We start from the raw sequence: 23,313 nt of genomic DNA on the forward strand, positions 1-23,313 counted from the left end.
GAGATTCGCATGAAGCCGTCCATTATTCTCTATAAAGCGTTACCTGACGATTTACTGCATCGCCTGGAAGAGCATTTTACTGTGACTCAGGTGCCTAGCCTGCGCCCGGAAACGGTCACACAGCACGCCGACGCTTTTGCCAATGCAGAAGGTCTACTGGGCTCCAGTGAAGCCGTCAATACCGCTCTGCTGGAGAAAATGCCCAGGCTGCGTGCGACCTCCACGATTTCCGTAGGCTATGACAACTTCGACGTCGATGCCCTCAACGCACGTAAGGTGCTGCTGATGCACACGCCAACCGTGCTGACGGAAACCGTCGCCGATACGGTAATGGCGCTGGTGTTAAGCACCGCTCGCCGCGTAGTGGAAGTTGCCGAACGGGTAAAGGTCGGCGAATGGACCAAAAGTATCGGACCGGACTGGTTTGGTACCGATGTACACCACAAAACGCTGGGGATTGTCGGTATGGGCCGCATTGGGCTGGCGCTGGCACAACGTGCGCATTTCGGCTTTAGCATGCCGATTCTCTATAATGCGCGCCGTCATCATCAGGAAGCAGAAGAACGCTTTAATGCACGTTACTGCGACCTCGATACGCTGTTGCAGGAGTCTGATTTTGTCTGCCTGATCCTGCCGTTAACCGACGAAACGCATCATCTGTTCAGCACCGAGCAGTTTGCCAAAATGAAGTCTTCCGCCATTTTCATTAACGCCGGACGTGGCCCGGTGGTCGATGAAAAAGCGTTGATTGCCGCCCTGCAAAAAGGCGAAATTCATGCCGCTGGCCTGGATGTATTTGAGCAAGAGCCATTACCGGTAGACTCACCGCTGCTGTCACTGCCCAACGTGGTGGCCGTACCGCACATTGGTTCAGCCACGCACGAAACGCGCTACAACATGGCGGCCTGTGCGGTGGATAACTTAATCGATGCGCTGCAAGGACGCGTTGAGAAGAACTGCGTAAACCCGCAGGTCGCATCATAAACAAAAGGCCGGGTGCGCTTACGCTCACCCGGCCTTTCATGTATTACCGTATCTTAATTACTGAGCGGCATTCACCGCAGCAGTCCAGGCCTGATTAAATGCCTGATGCTGAGCAGCCAACGGGCCAATCAGCGTATTGTACTGACTTGCCTGCTGTGACGTTGGGAACTGGATACCGTTGGCGACAAAGCTCACCTGCGTATCCTGCTGCGCCACAAAATCACCAACCTGCACCAACTGCTGCGTGAAAATTTGCGCGGCAGGGATCAGCGGCTGTAAGGCCTCTGCTGGTGCAGTAACAACTTTGTTGTACACCTGATCAAAGACCGGCTTCAGATCTTCGCCCTGCTTCAGCGCGCCATGCGCAGCATCTGCCTGTAGTTTCGCATTCTGCAACTGTTGCCCTAATACACCTAGCGCACCATTTGCCTGACGCAGCGGTTCACGCTGAGTCACATAATCCTGAGGAACACGAATCGCATTTACGCTATCAACCACCGGGCGCAGACCGGAGTCCATCGCCTGATTAACCTGCTGCGAATAGCCATACAGAATCGCGTAATCGGACACAAACGGGCCAAACTGTTTTTTCTGATCGGCGGTCAGCGTTGGTAAACGCTCTCCGCTACGCATTGCAGTATTCTGCAGAAAATCGATAAACGCTTTGCGTTGATCGCCTTCTTTATCAAAACACCCACTCAGGCCAACTACCATTAAGAGCGCCAAAACAGGCGCAAACCAGCGAGAGCAGGACTTACCTGTCGCCATTTTAATACTCCTTTCACCCAAAAATGCGCACAACGACACCCGCGTGCCTGACGTTGACAAGGATAGTCCAGGTCAGCCCCGCAAGATACCCTTTCCGCGTAATCTTGTGGGGGAAAATAACCGTTCCCACCACCGTTCGTTTTGCTAAACAATGCTGCATTTACCACTCGGCGTCATATTTTAGTCATCTTTACAATCGGAATCGATCGTTCGGAGATCCCGACCTTTATCAGTTCGTTAGCCAGCAAAAGATTATCACCTGCGATCCGCTGAAACGAATCCATCACACAAACCTTAAATCCGGCTTCATTTTTTCCGACTACTCTTAATGAGCTTCGAAGAAATTCACGATCCCGCTGTGTGATTTGTAGGAGTTCTCAATGGAATACAAAGATCCTATGTTTGAACTGCTAAGCAGTCTGGAGCAGATTGTTTTTAAAGATGTATCGCAGACGGTCACTCTGCCGCAAAAAACCAACCCTTTCACCGAATTTGAACAGCTACGACGAGGGACAGGTTTAAAAACAGATGATTTTGCCCGAGTGATGGGCGTGACGGTCGCGATGGTTCATGAATGGGAGTCTAAACGCGTAAAGCCTTCCACTACCGAATTGAAGTTAATGCGCCTGATTCAGGCAGACCCTAGGTTAAGTAAGCAACTGATGGATTGAACTATTTTTCAATTTTGCTTAAGAACGGTCCTGTTACAGGGCCGTTCTCTTACGAAGGTTATCCACAAAAAAGAAAATAGTAGTTGCATCCACATGCGTAAAATGAGTTAATGCCCTCAACGGTTTGACGTACAGACCATTACAGCAGTTAGTAAGGCAAGTCCCTTCAAGAGTTATCGTTGATACCCTTCGTAGTGAGCATTTCCTTTACTGTTAAAAAATCTGTAAAGCACGCCATATCGCCGAAAGGCACACTTATTTTTTAAAAGGTAATACACTATGTCCGGTAAAATGACTGGTATCGTAAAATGGTTCAACGCTGACAAAGGTTTCGGCTTCATCACTCCTGACGATGGCTCTAAAGACGTGTTCGTACACTTCTCTGCTATCCAGAACGATGGCTACAAATCTCTGGACGAAGGTCAGAAAGTTTCCTTCACCATCGAAAGCGGCGCTAAAGGCCCGGCAGCTGGCAACGTAACCAGCCTGTAAGCTTAAAAAGCTCAAAAATTCTGAATCCCTGCCAAACGGCGGGGATTTTTTTTATCTGTACTTCGCAGCACATCCCACCTAAACGCTTCTTTGCATTACTTTACCCGTCGCCCCTTTGACCTTTCCCTAAGGGCAAGCTTTATAGTGAGCCAGTCTATATTCCACAATTTTCACAAGGAATTGAAGCTATGTCGAAATCCTCACTGCTGCTGATTTTAGGTTTGCTCACCACTGGTACTGCGTTCGCGGCAACGCCGGAAGCTACTTTTCTGGCCGAACACGGACTTAGCGGGAAATCCGTCGAACAAATCGTAGAAACGATCGATCAATCACCGCAGAGTCGCCCGCTGCCGTACTCAGCGTCCATCACCAGCACCGCGCTGAAGCTCTCTTCGGGCGATCAGGTTTATACCCTGCCGCTCGGTGACAAGTTCTATCTGTCGTTTGCCCCGTATGAATGGCAAACACATCCTTGCTTCAACCACAGCCTTTCTGGCTGCCAGGGCGAAATGCCGGAGAAGACATTCAATGTCAAAGTGACGGATAACAAGGGTGATGTGGTGGTACAAAAAGCGATGAAGAGCGGCCGTAATGGCTTTGTCGGGGTATGGCTACCGCGCAATATGGAAGGCACCATCGCAGTGAGCTACAACGGTAAAACGGCGAAGTATCCTATTAAGACGATGGAAGACAGCCAGACCTGTCTGACAAAATTGCAGTTGCGCTAATAACATAAAAAAATGCCGGATGGCGCAATGCTTATCCGGCCTACTGGTGTTTCTCTCGTAGGCCGGATAAGGCGAAGCCGCCATCCGGCATTTTCTAAGTCAGCGCAGGGCCGTTACTGCAGCAGAGAAATATCTGCCACGCGCAGGAACAGCTCGCGCAGTTTTTCGAGCATAGACAGACGGTTAATACGCAGATCTTTATCTTCTACGTTGACCATCACTTTCTCGAAGAACGCATCAACCGGTTCACGCAGTTCTGCCAACTCAACCAGCGCTTCCTGGTAACGACCGGCAGCGAAGACAGGCTCCAGCTTATCGCGCAGCACAACCACCTGCATTGCCAGCGCAATTTCTTCCGGCTCTTTCAGCGTCGCCGCATTCACGCGGTCATTCAGCGTCTCTTCAGACTTCGCAAGGATGTTCGATACACGCTTGTTCGCGGCAGCCAGCGCGGACGCGGCTTCCAGCGTACGGAAGTGCGAAACCGCCTTCATACGTGCGTCAAAATCAGCCGGACGAGTCGGACGACGTGCCAGTACGGCCTGAATGGTGTCGACGGTGTAACCTTCGTCCTGATACCAGGCGCGGAAGCGACCGAGCATAAAGTCGATAACGTCATCCACCACGTTGGCGTTGGTCAGCTTGTCACCATACAGACGAACCGCTTCTTCGGTCAGCGTTTGCAGATCCAGATTCAGGTTCTTCTCAACGATAATACGCAGCACACCCAGCGCAGCACGACGCAGCGCAAACGGGTCTTTGTCGCCTTTCGGATGCTGACCAATACCGAAGATACCAGCCAGGGTGTCCATCTTGTCAGCAATCGCCACGGCACAAGCTACCGGGTTCGACGGCAGATCATCACCGGCAAAACGCGGCTGATACTGTTCGTTCAGCGCCACGGCTACATCTTCCGCTTCGCCATCGTGACGCGCGTAGTGCATGCCCATCACACCCTGGGTGTCGGTGAACTCGAAGACCATGTTGGTCATCAGGTCACACTTGGACAGCAGGCCAGCACGCGTTGCGTGGTTAACATCAGCGCCAATCTGACCAGCAATCCAGCCCGCCAGAGCCTGGATACGGTCAGTCTTGTCGCGCAGCGTACCCAGTTGCTGTTGGAACAGCACGGTTTGCAGACGCGGCAGATGGTCTTCCAGACGTTTTTTACGGTCGGTATTGAAGAAGAACTCGGCATCCGCCAGGCGCGGACGAACGACTTTCTCGTTACCGGAGATAATCTGGATCGGATCTTTCGATTCGATGTTGGCAACGAAGATAAAGTTCGGCAGCAGTTTGCCGTCGTTCGCGTAAACCGGGAAGTACTTCTGGTCACCTTTCATGGTGTGTACCAGCGCTTCAGACGGAACTGCGAGGAATTTCTCTTCGAACTTCGCGGTCAGCACTACCGGCCATTCCACCAGCGAGGTGACTTCTTCCAGCAGGCTTTCGCTCAGATCAGCGTTACCGCCAATCTTACGCGCCGCTTCTTCAGCATCGGCTTTGATTTTCGCTTTACGCTCAGCGTAATCCGCAATTACTTTGCCGCGCTCACGCAGGATTTCCGGGTACTGATCGGCAGAATCGATGGTGAATTCCGGTTCGCCCATAAAGCGGTGCCCGCGGATCACGCGATCGGACTGAATGCCCAGAATCGTTGCCGGAATCACTTTGTCGCCCAGCAGCAGGGTCACGGTGTGAACCGGACGCACGAAGTGGACATCAGACGCGCCCCAGCGCATCAGTTTCGGGATAGGCAGCTTCGCCAGTGACGTGGCGATCATGTTTGGCAGCAGCGTTTCTGCGCTTTCGCCTTTTACATGCGCACGGTACAGCAACCATTCGCCTTTGTCGGTAGTCAGACGCTCAGCCTGATCAACCGTGATGCCGCAGCCACGTGCCCAACCTTCTGCCGCTTTGCTCGGTTTGCCTTCAGCGTCAAACGCCTGGGCAATGGCCGGACCGCGTTTTTCAACTTCGCGATCGGGTTGAGATTCCGCCAGATTCGCGACTTTCAGCGCCAGACGACGCGGCGCGGCGAACCACTCAACGTTGCCGTGCGCGATGCCAGCGTTATCCAGCTCCGCGGTAAAGTTTGCAGCAAAGGACTCAGCCAGGCTGCGCAGTGCTTTTGGTGGCAGCTCTTCAGTGCCGATTTCCACCAGAAAAGTTTTCTCAGACATGGCCGCCTCTTATTTGTCTTTGTTGCACATCGGGAAGCCAAGGGCTTCACGGGAAGCGTAGTAAGCTTCTGCCACTGCTTTAGTCAGGGTGCGAATGCGCAGGATATAGCGCTGACGCTCGGTGACGGAGATGGCTTTACGCGCATCCAGCAGGTTGAAGCTATGGGCGGCTTTCAGAATACGTTCATACGCAGGCAGCGGCAGCGGATTTTCCAGCGCCAGCAGCTGCTGCGCTTCTTTCTCGTACTGCTCGAAGCAGGTGAACAGGAAGTCCACGTCGGCGTATTCGAAGTTGTAGGTGGATTGCTCCACTTCGTTCTGATGGAACACGTCGCCGTAAGTGGTTTTACCCAGCGGGCCGTCGCTCCAGACCAGGTCGTAAACGCTGTCTACGCCCTGAATGTACATGGCCAGACGTTCCAGACCGTAGGTAATTTCCCCGGTTACTGGTTTACATTCCAGACCACCAACCTGCTGGAAGTAGGTGAACTGCGTCACTTCCATGCCGTTCAGCCACACTTCCCAACCCAGCCCCCAGGCACCCAGCGTCGGGTTTTCCCAGTTATCTTCCACGAAACGGATATCGTGAATGGTCGGGTCCATACCCAGTTCTTTCAGAGAACCCAGGTACAGCTCCTGAATGTTGTCCGGAGACGGCTTAATCACTACCTGGAACTGATAGTAGTGCTGTAAGCGGTTCGGGTTTTCGCCATAGCGGCCATCGGTCGGACGACGAGAAGGCTGCACATAAGCAGTCGCCATCGGCTCCGGCCCCAGCGCACGCAGGCAGGTCATTGGGTGAGATGTTCCCGCGCCGACTTCCATGTCCAATGGTTGAACGATGGTGCAGCCCTGGCGAGCCCAGTAATCCTGTAAGGTCAGGATCAAGCCCTGGAAGGTCCTGGTATCAAACTTTTGCATATTATTTCGTGCTGGATACGTGTGGATTTAAAGGAAGCGATCAGTATACCCGCTGGCTGCAAGATATACAGTACGAAACGGGAAAAAGGGGGAACTTAGCGCATGGAAAGGTGCAAAAACTGCCCGTCTGCATCAAAAGAACAGACAAAACTCTCTTTACGGAAGGTAGAACCACGCATCTCATAGCTGCCCTGGAATTGTTCCAGGCCGGAGATATCAATTTTCTGCGTGCCAGTGTTGTAGCGTTGCGCCGCCTCATTTTTGCACAATGACTCCATATCCAGCGAACGCGTGGCACTGACCTTAACCTTTTGCGCTTTCTGCGCAGGTGCAGACGGTTGAATGTCAGCGCACGCTACCAGCAAAAGGGTAGCGATCGCGGGAAAGAAATACTTCATCATCATTTTATTACCGCCTGGTTTGCTGGTCAGTCTTATTATTAGTGTCTGGAAACAGATCCTATTTTGAGAATCTCATCAGACCATCTCAAGCTTTAGCGTAAGAACTCGGATTATTCCAGTGAGCTACGTTCGCAAAATATCGGTCAGACTTTTTTTAATGGACACAGAGGAACTGATGCAGCCCAAAATTTTCTGGATTGATAACCTGCGCGGGATAGCCTGTTTAATGGTCGTGATGATCCACACCACAACCTGGTACATCACCAATGCGCAAAGCGTCAGCCCGTTGAATTGGGATCTGGCTAACGTGCTCAATTCAGCCTCTCGCGTCAGCGTTCCGCTGTTCTTTATGATTTCGGGCTATCTGTTCTTTGGTGAGCGTAGCGCCAAACCGCGCCATTTCCTGCGCATCGCGCTTTGCATTCTGTTTTACAGCAGCGTGGCGCTGGCCTATATCCTGCTGTTTACCTCGATCAACGCTGAGCTGTCGCTGAAGAACCTGCTGCAAAAGCCGGTGTTCTATCATCTGTGGTTTTTCTTCGCGATCGCCGTCATCTACCTGGTTTCTCCGCTGATACAGGTGAAAAATATCAGCGGCAAGATGCTACTGGCGCTCATGGTGGTGATTGGGGTGATTGCCAATCCCAACACCGTCTCGCAAAAAATCGGCGGCTTTGAGTGGCTCCCTGTCAACCTGTACATCAGTGGCGATACTTTCTATTACATCCTGTACGGCATGCTGGGCCGGGCGATTGGCATGATGGATACGCAAAAGCGTGCGCTCAGCTGGCTCTGTGCGACGGTATTTATTACCGCAGTATTTATTATTTCTCGTGGCACATTGCATGAACTGCGCTGGCGAGGCAATTTTGCCGATACCTGGTACCTCTACTGCGGCCCAGCGGTATTTATTTGCGCCGCCTCGCTCCTGACGCTGGTCAAAAATACGCTCAGCACACGTACTCTGCCGCTACTGGGCCTTATTTCTCGCCATTCATTGGGCATATATGGTTTTCATGCGCTGATCATTCACGCACTACGTACCAACGGAATTGAACTCAAAAACTGGCCACCGCTGGATATGCTGTGGATTTTCAGCGCCACGCTGGCGGGAAGCCTGCTGCTGTCCGTATTGTTGCAACGTATCGATACGCGCAGGCTGGTGAGTTAGGTGTCTCCAGGCAACGCCTGATTACGCGAACGCTGCAGTAAAAATTGCCCCATTAAACAGACGAAGAATGCTGCCGGGTATAACCCTATTTCAAAGGGCGCCAACGGGGCATTCCACACCCCCACCAGCAACAACCCTATCGTGATAAGCGCCACCATCTGACACACGGAAGCGAAGCGTTCATCAATTTGATTGAGATTTACTGCACGTTGATAGGCATACGTAACGAACATCCCCGTCATCAATGCCCCCAAAAAATACCCCTTGCCGCTCAGTAACGGGCATGCGCGCCATAAACCGATACTGTAAGTCAGTATGCCTGAGAGGAATAATATCCATGGCAACAGCCTGGTTGTCTTCATTGGGATCTCCTTATCCATCATGGATACAATATGAATAACCCGCTAAAGACAACACAGAAAAAAGCGACTACACAGGACTTTCAGAATACATCCATACGTGTAATTTATTATTTTTGTGGATATATGCATGCGGCAAATTCCCCTCTGCTAGCCAGAGGGGAAAGTGGTCAGGACATCAGCGGTTGTAATTGCTGATAGATACGACGGAAGGTTTCTCGACGCTGTTGATAACGAGCATGACGCTCCGCGTCAGGATAATGCGCCTGCTCCAGCGTAAGTTGAGGCAGTAACTCTGATAACGACGTTTGCGGATTCATGGCAACTTGCGCCAGGCGCGCCGCGCCGAGTGCAGGGCCAACGTCACCGCCGGTACGGTAATCCAGCTGCAATCCGCTGATGTCAGATAGCATCTGACGCCAGTATTCGCTACGTGCCCCGCCGCCGATCAGCGTAATGCTGGCGGGCTGAATGCCACAGGCATGTACCACGTCCATACCGTCAGCCAGCGCAAAACCCACACCTTCCAGCACCGCCTGTGCCAGTTCTGCCGGACCATGCTGATGCGTCAGACCGAAAAATACGCCCTTGGCCTGCGGATTGTTATGCGGCGTACGCTCGCCGGACAAATAAGGTAAAAACCAGACCGGCTCCGCGTGTTCATCCGCCTGTTGCGCAGCGTCAATCAACGCAGGAACGCTCACCAGTCCGGTTAATTTTGCCGCCCAGTCCAGACACGATGCCGCACTTAACATTACAGACATCAGATGCCATCGCTCAGGCAAAGCATGGCAAAAACTGTGAACCGCACTTTCCGGTTTGCTTAGGAAACCATCACTCACCGCAAAATAGACGCCGGATGTCCCCAGCGAAAGCATCGCCTGACCGGCATTCATCATGCCTACGCCAACCGCGCCCGCCGCGTTATCACCGCCTCCGGCAACCACCGCAACCTCCTCCATTCCCCAGGCTTTGGCGACGTCTGGCAATAAGGTTCCGGTAATCTCGCTGCCTTCATAGAGCGCAGGCATATGTGCGCGAGTCAGTTTACAGGCAGCCAGCATGACATCGCTCCAGTCACGCTTCGCGACATCCAGCCACATTGTCCCTGCCGCATCAGACATATCGCTGGCAAAATCACCGGTCATGCGCAAACGCAGGTAATCTTTCGGCAGCAGGACTTTATCAATCTGGTTGAAAATCTCCGGCTCGTGGCGTTGCACCCACAGCAGTTTTGGCGCGGTAAAGCCAGGCATCATCAGGTTGCCAGTGATCGCTCGAGACTGCGGAACCTGATTCTCCAGCATCACGCACTCTTCAGCACAGCGACCGTCGTTCCATAAGATAGCCGGACGCAATACCTTCTGTTGTTCATCCAGTAGCGTCGCACCGTGCATCTGCCCGGCAATCCCCAACGCTTTCACCTTGCGGAGTGAATGCTGCTGACCCAGTGCTTTTACCGCGCGATCCGTTGCCAGCCACCACTGCTCAGGGTCTTGTTCTGACCATAACGGATGCGGGCGCGAGACGGTGAGTTTCTCCGTTTGTGAAGCCACCACATCGCCCTGCTCATTGAGCAGAATGGCCTTTACGCCTGATGTGCCAAGATCTATCCCGATATACATAAGGCATCGTTCCTTAAAGAAAGGCCCGGTAGCGCTAGCTGACCGGGCTTACGGACGTTCTCAGAGACCCGTTATTTGTCGAACAAATAATGGTTTACCAGATTTTCCAGCAATTCCTGATGACCGCTCTGGTGCACTGGCGCCAGGTTGTGTTGTTCAGCGTACTGCGCAATTTCTGTCAGCGTCATCTGGCCTTTCAGAATTTGCTGGCCCAGCTCACCATTCCAACCGGCATAACGTTTAGCCACACGCTGATCCAGGCCACCGTCTTCAATCATACGGGCCGCAATTTTCAGCGACAGTGCCATGGTATCCATCGCGCCAATATGACCATAGAACAGATCGTATTTATCGGTGCTCTGACGACGTACTTTGGCATCAAAATTCAGGCCGCCGGTGGTGAAGCCACCCGCTTTCAGGATTTCGTACATCACCAAGGCATTCTCTTCTACGCTGTTCGGGAACTGGTCGGTATCCCAGCCCAGCTGTGCATCGCCGCGGTTGGCATCGACAGAGCCAAACAGACCCAGCGCGATAGCGGTGGCGATTTCGTGATGGAACGAATGGCCTGCAAGCGTAGCGTGGTTGGCTTCGATATTCAGTTTGATCTCTTTTTCCAGACCGAACTGCTTGAGGAATCCGTACACGGTCGCCGCATCGTAGTCGTACTGGTGCTTGGTCGGTTCCTGCGGTTTCGGCTCGATAAGCAAAGTGCCCTGGAAACCAGTTTTGTGTTTGTGTTCCACGACTAATTGCATGAAACGACCAATCTGCTCACGTTCCTGACGCAGATCGGTATTCAGCAGCGTTTCATAACCTTCACGACCGCCCCACAGAACGTAGTTTTCGCCGCCTAACTTATGCGTGGCATCCATGGCCGTAACCACCTGCGTGGCTGCCCAGCTGAACACTTCTGGATCTGGGTTTGTGGCCGCACCCGCACCGTAGCGTGGGTTAGTGAAGCAGTTTGCTGTACCCCACAGCAGCTTCACGCCGCTCTGTTCCTGTTTTGCCGCCAGCACATCAACCATCTGCGCAAAGTTGTTTTTGTACTCTTTCAAAGACGCACCTTCCGGCGAAACATCCACGTCATGGAAGCAGTAGTAAGGCACGTTCAGCTTGTGGAAAAACTCAAATGCCACATCCGCTTTGCGTTTCGCCAGCGCCAGAGCTTCACCAGGCTGCTGCCATGGACGATCGAAAGCGCCCATACCGAACATATCCGCCCCGTTCCAGCAGAAGGTATGCCAGTAGCAGGCAGCAAAACGCAGATGATCTTCCATGCGCTTGCCCAATACTATTTCGTCAGGGTTGTAATGGCGAAATGCGAGCGGGTTGGTGGATTGAGTGCCTTCAAAACGAACACGATCGAGTTGGTCAAAATAAGCCGGCATAATAAGCTCCATAATCAGGTAATACGGTAAGTAAACTGCGATGTAGCTATACTGGAATTTCCTGATTTATTGCTCAATTACGTTATTTCACACCGCTATTAAGAGAATACCCAAACGTGCGCTGGCTCCCAAAAAAACGCGCTGAAAAACGAAATAAAAAAGCGATCGCGATCGAAGGTTAGCCAATAAACAAAAAACCGTAATGCGCAGATAAAAAATGGCAATTGTCATCCCACTGGCAGTATGTGAATTTTGCGTAGCACCAGGCAAATAAGAAATTTGTCACGCTTCATCAAGCAGTCGTACCTGCGATTTTGCTAGTATCGACAGGCCCACGTTAACCTTTCCAGGACAGGTTATTATGTTTGATAAACGTCACCGCATCACTCTGTTATTTAATGCCAATAAAGCCTATGACCGCCAGGTGGTAGAAGGAGTGGGTGAATATTTACAGGCATCGCAATCCGAGTGGGATATATTCATTGAGGAAGATTTCCGCGCCCGTATCGATAATATTAAAGACTGGTTAGGCGACGGCGTTATTGCTGATTATGACGATGATGACATTGCACAATTACTTGCCGATGTGGAGGTTCCCATTATCGGCGTTGGAGGCTCCTACCATCTGGAGCAAGATTATCCCCCAGTTCATTACATCGCCACCGATAACCACGCGTTGGTAGAAAGCGCTTTCCTGCATCTGAAAGAGAAAGGGGTTAACCGCTTTGCGTTTTATGGTCTGCCTTCTTCAAGCGGCAAACGCTGGGCCGCGGAACGTGAATATGCGTTTTGCCAGCTGGTTGCCAAAGAGAAGTACCGCGGCGTTGTCTATCAGGGGCTGGAAACCGCACCGGAAAACTGGCAGCACGCGCAAAATCATCTGGCGGACTGGCTACAAACACTACCGCCGCAAACCGGTATTATCGCCGTTACCGACGCGCGGGCACGGCACGTCCTGCAAGTCTGCGAGCACCTACATATTCCAGTACCGGAAAAGCTGTGTGTGATTGGGATCGACAACGAAGAACTGACCCGCTATCTGTCGCGGGTGGCGCTGTCATCCGTGGCCCAGGGAGCCAGGCAGATGGGGTATCAGGCCGCTAAACTCTTACATCGTTTACTGGCAAATGAAGAGCTGCCGCTGCAACGTACACTGGTTCCTCCGGTGCGCGTCATTGAACGCCGCTCAACCGACTACCGTTCATTAACCGATCCGGCGGTGATTCAGGCGATGCACTTTATCCGCAACCATGCCTGTAAAGGTATTAAGGTTGAACAAGTGCTGGATTCAGTGGGGATTTCTCGTTCGAATCTGGAGAAGCGTTTTAAAGAAGAGGTCGGAGAGACTATCCACGCCGTGATTCATGCCGAAAAGCTGGAAAAAGCGCGCAGCCTGTTGATTTCTACCACGCTTTCAATCAACGAAATTTCACAGATGTGCGGCTATCCGTCTCTGCAATACTTTTATTCGGTCTTTAAGAAAGAGTATGACACGACGCCCAAAGAGTATCGCGATGTGAACAGCGAAGTGTTGCTGTGAGGAATATTGCCGGATGCGGCGAAGCCGCCATCCGGCACACAGAATTACATATGCGCGGCGATTAAACGCTGGTTATCCTGATACATTGCGAACAAATAGTTGTTGTAGCTCTGTCCTTTAGTGGAATAACCCTTCAGCTTATGAATCATCGCGGTAGCGGTGACTTCCTGATCGGCTTTACGCAGCTGCGCACGTGACTTACGGAAAGAAGAGTAAGCCGGATGCGTGTTCAGGTTAATGACGTAGGCATTCACCGACTCTTTCACCGATTCAAACTGTGAGTAGCCTTTCACTTTACCCGGTGCATTGTTACAACGACCTTTGCCACATTTCATGCCAAACAGGTTGTTGTTGCTACGCGCCAGCTTCGACGTACCCCAGCCACTTTCAGCCGCAGCCATGGTTGCCACCATACTGGTCGGGATAATGTCTACGCGCTCAAGCAGCGTATTCCACGGAATTTTACGCGTGTTGCCAGACCAGTTCACCTTGTAGCGCTTCGCGATGTCTTTCATACGCGTACGCTCAGTCGGTGACCAGCGGTTCTGGTACTGTTTTGAAATCAGCCAGTTACGGTCTGCCGTAATGGCAGCATTTTGACTGGTAATGTAAGGCATAACCGTCCGGAGAAACGCTTTTTTCCTTGGTGTTCCGGAAGGGTATTTTCGCAAATCAGGAAGTGAACTACTCTTTGCACTATTGCGAGAATACTCTTGTTTACTGCTTACCTGTGTATTACTTGTCTTGATTACCTGGGGCTTGTGACTCGTTGTCGCCGTGTGTGTCTTTGCCAGCACCTCACCCGAAAATGCAACGGTGAGTAACATAAGAATCATTGCCCCATATCGTCGAATGGGAGTCAATATCATTAGGTCTCCTGGTCGGATTTATACATTCCAACACCTTATATTTTTCACAAAAATGAGAGATGAATCTCAAATCATATCAAAAATAGCCGTCAAGAGCACCCAAAGGAATAGTCCAATTCTGAAACCATGTCACGCATTAACGGTTAAGGGTGCTATTAATTCGAAGAAAATGTGGAGGTTATCGCAAAATAAGTTCATTTTTTGCGCGCGATCGCTCACCCTCACTTCTCCTCCTGGCGGAATCGACTCAAAGGAGGAGTTTCCGGCCTGATTTCACTGGCAAACTGGCGAAAATCGCAGCACCAAGGACAGCATTATGAAACTTGCCGCCGTTGCGCTGGCGCTCATGCCCGGCATTGCCATCGCCTCATCATGGACTTCTCAGGGACTCCCCACCTTCGAAGCGGAAGGTACGGGTAAATTCGTCAGCCATGCAGCGTTGACGAAGGGTACTCGTCCTCTAATCCTGAATTTTGACCAACAGTGCTGGCAGCCTGCTGATGCAATAAAACTCAACCAGATGCTGTCGCTAAAACCGTGTGAAGGCGCCCCGCCGCAGTGGCGCTTATTCAAAGACGGCGATTACACGCTGGAAGTGGATACCCGCTCCGGAACGCCAACGTTGATGCTCTCGGTAAAAAGCGCCGCTGACCCTGTCACGACCCAGATTCGCCAGTGCCCGAAATGGGATGGTTCGCCGTTAACACTGGATGTGAGCCAGACCTTTCCGGAAGGTGCCGTGGTACGTGATTTCTACAGCCAGCAAACGGCAACGGTAAAAAATGGGTCGATTACCCTACAGCCTGCTGCAGCCAGTAACGGACTGTTGCTGCTGGAACGGGCGGAAACTGACGCCCCAGCCGCTTTCGACTGGCATAACGCTACGGTGTACTTCGTCCTGACGGATCGCTTTGTAAATGGTGACCCAAGCAACGACCACAGCTACGGGCGTCGCAACGACAACATGCAGGAAATTGGCACTTTCCACGGGGGCGATTTGCGCGGTCTGGCCAGCAAACTCGACTATCTACAACAGTTAGGCATCAACGCCCTGTGGATCAGCGCGCCGTTTGAGCAAATTCACGGCTGGGTCGGCGGTGGCACCAAAGGTGATTTCCCCCATTATGCTTACCACGGCTATTACACTCAGGACTGGACCACGCTCGACGCGAATATGGGTAATGAAGCTGACCTGCGTGCGCTGGTTGACGGTGCGCACCAGCGCGGCATTCGCATCCTGTTCGATGTCGTCATGAACCATACCGGCTACGCCACGCTGGCGGATATGCAGGAGTATCAGTTTGGGACCCTGTACTTGTCGGGCGATGAACTGAAAAACACGCTCGGTGAACACTGGACGGACTGGAAGCCAGCCGCCGGGCAAAGCTGGCACAGCTTTAATGATTACATCAACTTCAGCGATAAAGCAGGCTGGGAAAAATGGTGGGGGAAAAACTGGATCCGCACCGATATTGGCGATTACGACAATCCGGGTTTTGACGACCTGACCATGTCGCTGGCTTTCCTGCCCGATCTGAAAACCGAATCCACCACGCCTTCCGGGCTGCCAAACTTTTATCAACACAAACCGGATACGCACGCTAAAGCTATTGCTGGTTACACGCCCCGCGATTATCTGACCCACTGGCTCAGCCAGTGGGTGCGTGATTACGGGATTGACGGGTTTCGGGTCGATACCGCCAAACACGTCGAACTTCCCGCCTGGCAGCAGTTAAAAACACAGGCCAGCGCGGCACTGGTTGAATGGAAGAAAGCGAACCCGGATAAAGCGCTTGATGACAAACCTTTCTGGATGACCGGCGAGGCTTGGGGTCACGGCGTGATGCAAAGCGACTATTACCGTCACGGCTTTGATGCGATGATCAATTTCGACTATCAGGAACAGGCGGCAAAGGCCGTCGATTGTCTGGCGAGTATGGATGTCACCTGGCAACAGATGGCTGAAAAATTGCAGGATTTCAACGTTCTGAGCTATCTTTCCTCGCACGATACACGTCTGTTCCGCGAAGGTGGAGACAAAGCCGCCGAGCTATTGCTGCTGGCGCCAGGCGCGGTACAACTCTTTTACGGCGACGAGTCGGCCCGGCCCTTTGGACCAACAGGTTCAGACCCATTGCAGGGTACGCGCTCAGAAATGAACTGGCCGGATGTGACCGGGAAATCTGCCGCCAGCGTCGCTCACTGGCAACGCATCAGTCAGTTCCGGGCCAGACATCCCGCCATCGGTGCCGGTAAACAGACCACGCTGACATTGAAGCAGGGATACGGATTTATCCGCGAGCATGGCGACGATAAGGTGATGGTGGTGTGGGCCGGTCAGCCCTGATCCCAACAGGCTTCTCGCTGTGCATACAGCGGGAAGCTCAACACAAAATAAAAAACCAGCCAGGTAAACATCTGTAGCATAAAACATCAATCCAGCCCCTCCCCCCTGATTTGCACCCTGCCATAGGTAGCGCTATGGTTAGCCACTTTACTACTCAGTTCGACAGACCCCCTGCTATGACATTCTCACTTTTTGGCGACAAATTTACCCGCCATTCAGGCATCACCCGCCTGATGGAGGACCTCAACGACGGTTTACGCACCCCAGGCGCCATCATGCTCGGCGGTGGTAATCCGGCGCAAATTCCAGAGATGCAAAATTACTTCCAGTCTCTGCTGACAGATATGCTGGAAAACGGCAAAGCCACTGATGCGCTTTGCAATTATGACGGTCCGCAAGGGAAAACCGAGCTACTGTCTGAACTGGCGAAACTGCTACGTGAGAAGCAGGGTTGGGATATCGAACCACAAAATATTGCACTGACAAATGGCAGTCAGAGCGCGTTTTTCTACTTATTCAATCTGTTCGCCGGACGCCGCGCTGACGGAACAACGCAAAAAGTGTTATTCCCGTTAGCGCCGGAATACATTGGCTATGCCGATTCCGGGCTGGAAGAAGATCTCTTCGTCTCAGCACGTCCGAACATTGAGCTGCTACCGGAAGGCCAATTTAAGTATCACGTTGATTTTGAACACCTGCATATCGGTGAAGAAACGGGCATGATCTGCGTGTCGCGCCCCACTAACCCGACAGGCAACGTGATCACCGACGACGAGCTGATGAAGCTGGACCGGCTGGCCAACCAGCATGGGATCCCACTGGTGATTGATAACGCCTATGGCGTACCATTCCCAGGCATTATCTTTAGCGAAGCACGCCCGTTGTGGAACCCCAACATTGTGTTGTGCATGAGCCTTTCCAAGCTGGGTCTGCCAGGTTCCCGCTGCGGTATCATTATCGCGAATGAAAAAATCATCACTGCGATTACCAATATGAACGGCATCATCAGCCTTGCACCTGGCGGGATGGGACCGGCGATGATGTGCGAGATGATTAAACGTAACGATCTGCTGCGCCTGTCCGAAACGGTTATCAAGCCGTTTTACTATCAGCGCGTTCAGGAGACGATTGCGATTATTCGCCGCTACTTGTCTGAAGATCGCTGCCTTATCCATAAACCTGAAGGTGCGATTTTCCTGTGGCTATGGTTCAAAGATTTACCGATCACCACCGAACTGTTGTATCAGCGCCTGAAAGCGCGCGGCGTACTGATGGTTCCTGGTGACTACTTCTTCCCGGGGCTGGATAAACCCTGGCCGCATACCCATCAGTGCATGCGGATGAACTACGTGCCAGAGCCGGAGAAAATCGAAGCTGGCGTGAAGATTCTGGCGGAAGAGATCGAACGCGCCTGGCTGGAAGGCTAACGCAAACCCGACCCAAGTGCGGGTCGGGCTCACTTCACAGCGGCTGTGAACGCAGGCGCTGTCGCTGAATACTGACGGCATCAATACACTGCAACGCGCTGGTCGGGCAGGCCTCGACACACGCGGGCCCCGTCTCGCGATGCCAGCACAAATCGCATTTTATCGCCTGCGCCCGCGACGAACGGGCAACGACATTCATTGCCCCAAACGGGCAGGCCAGCATACAGCTTTTACAACCAATACAACGTGCCTGTTCAACGAAGATATGCCCATGTTCACGACGAATGGCGTGAGTTGGACAAACATTCGCACAGGGAGCGTCTTCGCATTGATGGCAGGCGACCGCCGTGGTAAAGGCGTCGTCTTTGATGACCCGAATCCGCGGTATAAACGCAGAAGAAGAGACCGAAGCACAGTCCTGGTTTTGCTGATGCGCGACGACGCAGGCAACTTCGCAGGTACGACACCCAATACATTTTGCCGCATCCGCCATAATAAACGCGTTCATTGCCCCCTCCCTCTGCGTGAAAACCACAGAGTGCCAGAGAGACCGCCCCTGACGCTTTGATCGGACAGGGGAAACGGTTAAATTTTATCAGGTGACTGAATAACCTTAATCGCGAACGGTAAAACCCAGCTCATTTGAAATCGCCTGCGCGGTTTCCCGTAGCGGCTTGAGTAGATTTTTTTCCCCTATCTGCTTAAGTCGCGAGGTAGATAGTGAAATTGACACCGCGTACGGCACCCGACCATGAATATCAAACACCGGCACGGCAATACAGGAAACGCCCAATTCGTTCTCTTCCCGATCCATCGCCATACTGCTTTCGCGGATCTGCGCCAATTCGTCGTACATCGCTGGTAAACCGGTAATGGTATTGCGGGTCAGCGGCTGAATAAGATCCTGATGGCTCTCCCAGTAAGATTTCACATAATCCGCATGCCCAAACGCCATATAAATTTTACCCATCGCGGAGCAATACAGTGGCATATGTTGACCGATATAAGCGCGAGTACGCAGCATGCCCGTCGTCGGTTCCAGCTTATAAATCAGAATCGCGTGGTCATCTTCACGGCTGGAGAAGTTGATTGTTTCACCAGTAGCAATATTCAACGCTTCGAGGTGCGGCGCGGCAACATGGATGATATTCAGTGACGACAGAGCCTTCTGCCCAACGGCGATAAATTTGGTGGTCAGCCTATAGCTACCCGCAGCAGGTGCAGGCGTGACATATCCGCAGGACTGCAGCCCTTGCAGGAGTCGATGCACAGTACTTTTGTTCAGCCCGGCCAGTTCAGACAGATGGGCCAGTGGGCACCCATTCGGATAGTTACTCAGAATCTCAATCAACATCAAACCACGGAACAGGCTCTGACTTCCGGCTGGCCTCTCTTTGTCTTGCGTCATTTCACTCTCTTTTGTGCCCATCGCTTCCGCTCCCCTTTTCGTCGCGCTCTGATGGTAGCGCAAAGTGTGTTTCAGTTCACGATCTGAACCGAAAAAACACAACTATTTGATTTTGATGATTTTAAAAAATAGACCACCCCGTTGATCTGTCAAAATTTGATCGCTATATTTGAAATCAGATTTCGCATAGTGAAATTTAGAGATAAAAAAGCGATCAAATTTAAACAAGGAAACAGGAATGAAAGTCACTTTTGAGCAGTTGAAAGATGCGTTCAATCGGGTACTGCTGGCACGCGGTATTGCCGTTGAAACCGCCGATGCCTGTGCCGAAATGTTTGCGCGCACTACCGAGTCCGGCGTTTATTCGCACGGTGTGAATCGTTTTCCTCGTTTTATTCAGCAATTGGATAACGGCGACATCATTCCTGAGGCCAAACCGCAACGCATTACCAGCCTGGGGGCGATTGAACAATGGGATGCTCAGCGTTCGATCGGCAATCTGACGGCGAAAAAGATGATGGACAGAGCCATTGAGCTGGCCTCCGATCACGGTATTGGCCTGGTCGCACTGCGTAACGCCAACCACTGGATGCGCGGTGGCAGCTATGGCTGGCAGGCGGCGGAGAAAGGTTACATCGGTATCTGCTGGACTAACTCGATTGCCGTCATGCCGCCGTGGGGTTCGAAAGAGTGCCGCATTGGCACTAACCCGCTGATCGTCGCGATCCCCTCATCGCCAATCACCATGGTTGATATGTCGATGTCCATGTTCTCCTACGGCATGTTGGAAGTGAATCGCCTGGCCGGTCGCGAACTGCCGGTAGATGGTGGCTTTGATGATGAAGGCAATCTCACCAAAGAGCCGGGCGTTATAGAAAAAAACCGCCGCATATTGCCAATGGGTTACTGGAAAGGTTCAGGTCTGTCGATTGTGCTGGATATGATTGCCACTCTGCTTTCTGATGGCTCTTCCGTTGCGGAAGTCACCCAGGATAATAGCGATGAATATGGCGTTTCACAGATATTTATCGCCATTGAAGTGGATAAGCTGATTGATGGCGCCACTCGTGATGCCAAGCTACAGCGGATTATGGATTTCATCACCACCGCCGAACGCGCAGATGAAAACACGCCTGTCCGTCTGCCGGGCCACGAGTTTACAAAGCTACTGGAAGAAAATCGCCGGAACGGTATCACCGTTGACGACAGCGTCTGGGCAAAAATTCAGGCCCTGTAAGGAGCAACACCATGATCTTCGGACATATTGCTCAACCTAACCCATGCCATTTGCCTGCTGCGATTGAAAGGGCGCTCGACTTTCTGCGCACCGCAGATTTTCGCAAACTGGAGCCGGGCGTGGTGGAGATCGACGGTAAAAATATCTTCGCGCAAATTATTGATTTAACCACGCGTGACGTTGCCGAAAATCGTCCTGAGGTGCATCGCCGCTATCTGGATATTCAGTTTCTGGCCTGGGGTGAAGAGAAAATCGGGATTGCCATTGATACCGGGAATAACCAAATCAGTGAATCGCTATTAGAACAGCGCGATATTATTTTTTATCACGCCAGCGAACATGAATCTTTTATTGAAATGATTCCGGGAAGTTACGCCATATTTTTCCCGCAGGATGTTCATCGTCCAGCATGTCATAAAACTGTCGCCACACCGATCCGCAAAATAGTCGTGAAGGTTGCTATTTCAGTTTTATAAAAGGAGCACAAAAAATGAAAGCTAACACTACCGGTTATATTATCGGTGCGTACCCCTGTGCACCCTCATTTCACCAAAAGAGTGAAGAGGAAGAGAAGGAATTCTGGCGACAACTCTCCGATACCCCGGATATTCGCGGACTGGAGCAGCCCTGTCTTGAACATCTGCACCCGTTAGGCGACGAATGGTTATTACGCCATACGCCGGGCGACTGGCAAATCGTGGTCACGGCCATTATGGAAACCATGCGCCGTCGCGGTATTAATGGTGGTTTCGGGCTGGCCTCCAGCGATGAAGAACAGCGTAAAGCCTGCGTGGCGTATTACCGTCATCTGCAGCAGAAAATCAACCATATCAATGCGGCCAACGGCGGAAAAGTGATTGCACTGGAGTTGCATGCTGCCCCGCTGGCGGGCAACCCGAACGTCGCTCAGGCCACCGACGCGTTTGCTCGTTCGCTGAAAGACATTACCCGCTGGGACTGGTCCTGTGATCTGGTGTTGGAACATTGCGATGCCATGACAGGCCCCGCGCCACGCAAAGGATTTTTACCGTTAGACAACGTGCTGGACGCGATAGCCGGATATGACATCAGCGTGTGCATTAACTGGGCGCGCTCGGCTATTGAAGGGCAGAGCCTCACTCTACCGCTGACCCACACGCAGCAGACCAAACGGGCTGGGAAACTGGGCGCACTGATGTTCTCCGGCACCACGCTTACGGGGGAATACGGCGAGTGGCAGGACTTACATGCACCGTTTGCCCCTTTCTGTCCAGAAGGTCTAATGACCACAGAGCATGCCCACGATTTATTCGCCTGCGCAGGAGCTGAGCCATTGCAATTTTCTGGCATTAAATTGCTGGAAATAAATGCCAGTGCAGATGTGAACCATCGTGTAGCGATATTGCGCGACGGTATCGCCGCATTAAATAAAGCAAAACTATAAAAATAAAATACTACTCTACGAGAATATTAATATGAACATGACCTCTCGCCTTACACTTCAAGACATACCCCGTCAGCGCTGGCTACGGATTATTCCACCTATTCTCATCGCCTGTATTATTTCTTATATGGACCGCGTCAATATCGCATTCGCGATGCCCGGCGGAATGGATGAGGAATTAGGTATTTCCGCCACCATGGCCGGTCTGGCCGGCGGTATTTTCTTTATCGGCTATCTGTTTTTGCAGGTTCCAGGCGGAAAAATTGCCGTTCACGGCAGCGGCAAGAAATTTATCGGCTGGTCCTTGGTTGCCTGGGCGGTCATTTCCGTTCTGACGGGCTTAATCACAAATCAGTATCAACTGCTGGTTTTGCGCTTCTTACTCGGCGTTGCCGAAGGCGGCATGCTGCCGGTCGTGCTGACGATGATCAGTAACTGGTTCCCCGATGCAGAACGCGGTCGCGCCAATGCGATTGTGATTATGTTTGTGCCGATTGCCGGGATCATCACCGCCCCGCTCTCGGGTTGGATCATTACCGTTCTCGACTGGCGTTGGCTGTTTATCATTGAAGGTTTATTGTCTGTCGTCGTCCTGGTGCTGTGGGCCTATACCGTTTACGACCGTCCACAGGAAGCGCGCTGGATCTCTGAGGCCGAGAAAAATTACCTCGTTGAGACGCTGGCCGCCGAGCAAAAAGCCATTGCCGGAACCGAAGTCAAAAATGCCTCTCTGAGTGCGGTGCTGTCCGATAAAACCATGTGGCAGCTAATCGCGCTGAACTTCTTCTATCAGACCGGGATTTACGGTTACACCCTGTGGCTGCCGACCATCCTCAAAGAGTTGACGCACAGCAGCATGGGACAGGTCGGCATGCTCGCCATTCTGCCATACGTCGGCGCAATTGCCGGGATGTTCCTGTTCTCTTCACTCTCTGACCGCACCGGTAAACGCAAGCTGTTCGTCTGCCTGCCGCTGATTGGCTTCGCCTTGTGCATGTTCCTCTCTGTGGCGCTGAAAAATAACGTCTGGCTGGCTTATGCCGCGCTGGTCGGCTGCGGATTCTTCCTGCAATCGGCTGCGGGCGTGTTTTGGACTATTCCGGCGCGTTTGTTCAGCGCAGAAATGGCCGGTGGCGCACGTGGGGTCATCAACGCTCTCGGCAACCTCGGTGGCTTCTGCGGCCCTTACGCGGTCGGCGTTCTCATCACCCTGTACAGCAAAGATGCGGGCGTTTACTGCCTGGCCATTTCACTGGCTCTGGCCGCGCTGATGGCGCTGCTGCTGCCAGCGAAATGCGATGCCGGCGCCGCGCCGCTAAAGACGCTGAATCCACATAAACGTACAGCTTAAAACAATGCCCGGTA

At 52.3% G+C, this 23,313-nt stretch carries 22 protein-coding genes; 12 read left to right on the plus strand and 10 right to left on the minus strand.

Going from position 1 to position 23,313, the window contains the following annotated elements:
- The first annotated feature begins 9 nt into the window (after positions 1 to 9).
- Entirely contained in the window at positions 10 to 984 is a 975-nt protein-coding gene (gene ghrB, locus OGX89_RS13785) for a glyoxylate/hydroxypyruvate reductase GhrB (protein WP_126956460.1), read from the plus strand.
- Between the two features lie 57 nt (positions 985 to 1,041).
- Here the strand turns inward: ghrB and OGX89_RS13790 are convergent, their stop codons facing one another.
- Positions 1,042 to 1,752 carry a DUF3053 domain-containing protein gene (locus OGX89_RS13790; protein ID WP_003827386.1) on the minus strand — a complete coding sequence of 237 codons (711 nt, stop codon included), beginning with the start codon at positions 1,750 to 1,752 and terminating at the stop codon, positions 1,042 to 1,044.
- Between the two features lie 380 nt (positions 1,753 to 2,132).
- On the opposite strand from OGX89_RS13790, the gene OGX89_RS13795 reads away from it, so the two are divergent.
- The 3 genes from OGX89_RS13795 (at position 2,133) to cueP (ending at position 3,643) form a co-directional block, all read left to right on the plus strand.
- The gene (locus tag OGX89_RS13795) at positions 2,133 to 2,423 is read left to right on the plus strand and encodes an HTH-type transcriptional regulator (protein WP_003827383.1); all 291 of its coding nucleotides are present in this window, start codon (positions 2,133 to 2,135) and stop codon (positions 2,421 to 2,423) included.
- A gap of 279 nt (positions 2,424 to 2,702) precedes the next feature.
- Positions 2,703 to 2,915 carry a transcription antiterminator/RNA stability regulator CspE gene (gene cspE / locus OGX89_RS13800; RefSeq protein WP_000014594.1) on the plus strand — a complete coding sequence of 71 codons (213 nt, stop codon included), beginning with the start codon at positions 2,703 to 2,705 and terminating at the stop codon, positions 2,913 to 2,915.
- A 188-nt stretch (positions 2,916 to 3,103) separates the two neighbouring features.
- A complete protein-coding gene (gene cueP / locus OGX89_RS13805; RefSeq protein WP_003827382.1) occupies positions 3,104 to 3,643 on the plus strand; it encodes a copper-binding periplasmic metallochaperone CueP in 540 nt (179 codons plus the stop codon).
- Between the two features lie 113 nt (positions 3,644 to 3,756).
- Here the strand turns inward: cueP and glyS are convergent, their stop codons facing one another.
- From glyS to OGX89_RS13820, 3 genes are all read right to left on the minus strand, one after another.
- Positions 3,757 to 5,826 (minus strand): glycine--tRNA ligase subunit beta, encoded by a 2,070-nt coding sequence (gene glyS, locus OGX89_RS13810; protein WP_008786433.1) that lies wholly within the window; start codon positions 5,824 to 5,826, stop codon positions 3,757 to 3,759.
- Positions 5,827 to 5,835: 9 nt separating this feature from the next.
- The gene (gene glyQ / locus OGX89_RS13815; RefSeq protein WP_001168551.1) at positions 5,836 to 6,747 is read right to left on the minus strand and encodes a glycine--tRNA ligase subunit alpha; all 912 of its coding nucleotides are present in this window, start codon (positions 6,745 to 6,747) and stop codon (positions 5,836 to 5,838) included.
- A gap of 95 nt (positions 6,748 to 6,842) precedes the next feature.
- Positions 6,843 to 7,151, minus strand: coding sequence for a YsaB family lipoprotein (locus OGX89_RS13820; protein ID WP_126956462.1), 309 nt, complete (start codon positions 7,149 to 7,151; stop codon positions 6,843 to 6,845).
- Between the two features lie 172 nt (positions 7,152 to 7,323).
- On the opposite strand from OGX89_RS13820, the gene OGX89_RS13825 reads away from it, so the two are divergent.
- On the plus strand, positions 7,324 to 8,319 hold the full coding sequence (locus tag OGX89_RS13825) for an acyltransferase (protein ID WP_003827371.1): 996 nt from the start codon (positions 7,324 to 7,326) through the stop codon (positions 8,317 to 8,319).
- Here OGX89_RS13825 and yiaB read toward each other — a convergent pair.
- The 3 genes from yiaB to xylA all read right to left on the minus strand — a co-directional run bounded on the left by yiaB (position 8,316) and on the right by xylA (position 11,697).
- Entirely contained in the window at positions 8,316 to 8,681 is a 366-nt protein-coding gene (yiaB, locus tag OGX89_RS13830) for an inner membrane protein YiaB (protein WP_003827369.1), read from the minus strand. The two genes, OGX89_RS13825 and yiaB, sit on opposite strands and share 4 nt — an antisense overlap.
- Positions 8,682 to 8,848: 167 nt before the next feature.
- A complete protein-coding gene (gene xylB / locus OGX89_RS13835) occupies positions 8,849 to 10,303 on the minus strand; it encodes a xylulokinase (RefSeq protein WP_003827367.1) in 1,455 nt (484 codons plus the stop codon).
- Positions 10,304 to 10,374: 71 nt separating this feature from the next.
- Positions 10,375 to 11,697, minus strand: a complete 1,323-nt coding sequence (gene xylA, locus OGX89_RS13840; RefSeq protein ID WP_003024252.1) for a xylose isomerase — start codon at positions 11,695 to 11,697, stop codon at positions 10,375 to 10,377.
- Between the two features lie 361 nt (positions 11,698 to 12,058).
- Between xylA and xylR the strand changes: the two genes are divergently transcribed.
- Entirely contained in the window at positions 12,059 to 13,237 is a 1,179-nt protein-coding gene (gene xylR, locus OGX89_RS13845) for a D-xylose utilization transcriptional activator XylR (RefSeq protein ID WP_286560647.1), read from the plus strand.
- A 44-nt stretch (positions 13,238 to 13,281) separates the two neighbouring features.
- On the opposite strand, the gene OGX89_RS13850 is transcribed toward xylR, so the two are convergent.
- Positions 13,282 to 14,106, minus strand: coding sequence for a protein bax (locus OGX89_RS13850; RefSeq protein ID WP_003827364.1), 825 nt, complete (start codon positions 14,104 to 14,106; stop codon positions 13,282 to 13,284).
- Between the two features lie 316 nt (positions 14,107 to 14,422).
- On the opposite strand from OGX89_RS13850, the gene malS reads away from it, so the two are divergent.
- Together malS and avtA are read left to right on the plus strand one after the other, a co-directional pair.
- On the plus strand, positions 14,423 to 16,453 hold the full coding sequence (gene malS / locus OGX89_RS13855) for an alpha-amylase (RefSeq protein ID WP_126956464.1): 2,031 nt from the start codon (positions 14,423 to 14,425) through the stop codon (positions 16,451 to 16,453).
- 176 nt (positions 16,454 to 16,629) lie between these two features.
- Entirely contained in the window at positions 16,630 to 17,880 is a 1,251-nt protein-coding gene (gene avtA / locus OGX89_RS13860; RefSeq protein WP_126956466.1) for a valine--pyruvate transaminase, read from the plus strand.
- 34 nt (positions 17,881 to 17,914) lie between these two features.
- On the opposite strand, the gene OGX89_RS13865 is transcribed toward avtA, so the two are convergent.
- Positions 17,915 to 18,388, minus strand: a complete 474-nt coding sequence (locus tag OGX89_RS13865; RefSeq protein WP_048227301.1) for a 4Fe-4S dicluster domain-containing protein — start codon at positions 18,386 to 18,388, stop codon at positions 17,915 to 17,917.
- A 105-nt stretch (positions 18,389 to 18,493) separates the two neighbouring features.
- A complete protein-coding gene (gene yiaJ / locus OGX89_RS13870) occupies positions 18,494 to 19,309 on the minus strand; it encodes an IclR family transcriptional regulator YiaJ (RefSeq protein WP_003827359.1) in 816 nt (271 codons plus the stop codon).
- Between the two features lie 217 nt (positions 19,310 to 19,526).
- Between yiaJ and yiaK the strand changes: the two genes are divergently transcribed.
- Genes yiaK through OGX89_RS13890 form a run of 4 tightly spaced genes read left to right on the plus strand, consistent with a single transcriptional unit; the run spans position 19,527 to position 23,299 of the window.
- Entirely contained in the window at positions 19,527 to 20,525 is a 999-nt protein-coding gene (gene yiaK / locus OGX89_RS13875) for a 3-dehydro-L-gulonate 2-dehydrogenase (protein ID WP_003827358.1), read from the plus strand.
- A gap of 11 nt (positions 20,526 to 20,536) precedes the next feature.
- Positions 20,537 to 21,001 (plus strand): YhcH/YjgK/YiaL family protein, encoded by a 465-nt coding sequence (locus OGX89_RS13880; protein ID WP_003827357.1) that lies wholly within the window; start codon positions 20,537 to 20,539, stop codon positions 20,999 to 21,001.
- A 14-nt stretch (positions 21,002 to 21,015) separates the two neighbouring features.
- Positions 21,016 to 21,948, plus strand: a complete 933-nt coding sequence (locus tag OGX89_RS13885; RefSeq protein WP_126956468.1) for a DUF4862 family protein — start codon at positions 21,016 to 21,018, stop codon at positions 21,946 to 21,948.
- 31 nt (positions 21,949 to 21,979) lie between these two features.
- Entirely contained in the window at positions 21,980 to 23,299 is a 1,320-nt protein-coding gene (locus OGX89_RS13890; protein WP_126956470.1) for an MFS transporter, read from the plus strand.
- The last annotated feature ends 14 nt before the right edge of the window (positions 23,300 to 23,313 follow it).

The sequence above is a fragment of the Citrobacter sp. Cpo103 genome (assembly GCF_030332605.1).
Taxonomy (GTDB): domain Bacteria; phylum Pseudomonadota; class Gammaproteobacteria; order Enterobacterales; family Enterobacteriaceae; genus Citrobacter; species Citrobacter portucalensis.

Bases quoted from the DNA above. Each gene is read 5' to 3' on its own strand.
- OGX89_RS13865 (WP_048227301.1), bottom strand. From the start codon at position 18,388: ATGAACGCGTTTATTATGGCGGATGCGGCAAAATGTATTGGGTGTCGT.
- OGX89_RS13880 (WP_003827357.1), top strand. From the start codon at position 20,537: ATGATCTTCGGACATATTGCTCAACCTAACCCATGCCATTTGCCTGCT.
- yiaJ (WP_003827359.1), bottom strand. From the start codon at position 19,309: ATGGGCACAAAAGAGAGTGAAATGACGCAAGACAAAGAGAGGCCAGCC.
- avtA (WP_126956466.1), top strand. From the start codon at position 16,630: ATGACATTCTCACTTTTTGGCGACAAATTTACCCGCCATTCAGGCATC.
- OGX89_RS13890 (WP_126956470.1), top strand. From the start codon at position 21,980: ATGAACATGACCTCTCGCCTTACACTTCAAGACATACCCCGTCAGCGC.
- ghrB (WP_126956460.1), top strand. From the start codon at position 10: ATGAAGCCGTCCATTATTCTCTATAAAGCGTTACCTGACGATTTACTG.
- glyS (WP_008786433.1), bottom strand. From the start codon at position 5,826: ATGTCTGAGAAAACTTTTCTGGTGGAAATCGGCACTGAAGAGCTGCCA.
- cueP (WP_003827382.1), top strand. From the start codon at position 3,104: ATGTCGAAATCCTCACTGCTGCTGATTTTAGGTTTGCTCACCACTGGT.
- OGX89_RS13825 (WP_003827371.1), top strand. From the start codon at position 7,324: ATGCAGCCCAAAATTTTCTGGATTGATAACCTGCGCGGGATAGCCTGT.
- malS (WP_126956464.1), top strand. From the start codon at position 14,423: ATGAAACTTGCCGCCGTTGCGCTGGCGCTCATGCCCGGCATTGCCATC.
- yiaK (WP_003827358.1), top strand. From the start codon at position 19,527: ATGAAAGTCACTTTTGAGCAGTTGAAAGATGCGTTCAATCGGGTACTG.
- xylB (WP_003827367.1), bottom strand. From the start codon at position 10,303: ATGTATATCGGGATAGATCTTGGCACATCAGGCGTAAAGGCCATTCTG.
- xylR (WP_286560647.1), top strand. From the start codon at position 12,059: ATGTTTGATAAACGTCACCGCATCACTCTGTTATTTAATGCCAATAAA.
- OGX89_RS13850 (WP_003827364.1), bottom strand. From the start codon at position 14,106: ATGATATTGACTCCCATTCGACGATATGGGGCAATGATTCTTATGTTA.
- yiaB (WP_003827369.1), bottom strand. From the start codon at position 8,681: ATGAAGACAACCAGGCTGTTGCCATGGATATTATTCCTCTCAGGCATA.
- OGX89_RS13795 (WP_003827383.1), top strand. From the start codon at position 2,133: ATGGAATACAAAGATCCTATGTTTGAACTGCTAAGCAGTCTGGAGCAG.
- glyQ (WP_001168551.1), bottom strand. From the start codon at position 6,747: ATGCAAAAGTTTGATACCAGGACCTTCCAGGGCTTGATCCTGACCTTA.
- cspE (WP_000014594.1), top strand. From the start codon at position 2,703: ATGTCCGGTAAAATGACTGGTATCGTAAAATGGTTCAACGCTGACAAA.
- OGX89_RS13885 (WP_126956468.1), top strand. From the start codon at position 21,016: ATGAAAGCTAACACTACCGGTTATATTATCGGTGCGTACCCCTGTGCA.
- OGX89_RS13820 (WP_126956462.1), bottom strand. From the start codon at position 7,151: ATGATGATGAAGTATTTCTTTCCCGCGATCGCTACCCTTTTGCTGGTA.
- xylA (WP_003024252.1), bottom strand. From the start codon at position 11,697: ATGCCGGCTTATTTTGACCAACTCGATCGTGTTCGTTTTGAAGGCACT.
- OGX89_RS13790 (WP_003827386.1), bottom strand. From the start codon at position 1,752: ATGGCGACAGGTAAGTCCTGCTCTCGCTGGTTTGCGCCTGTTTTGGCG.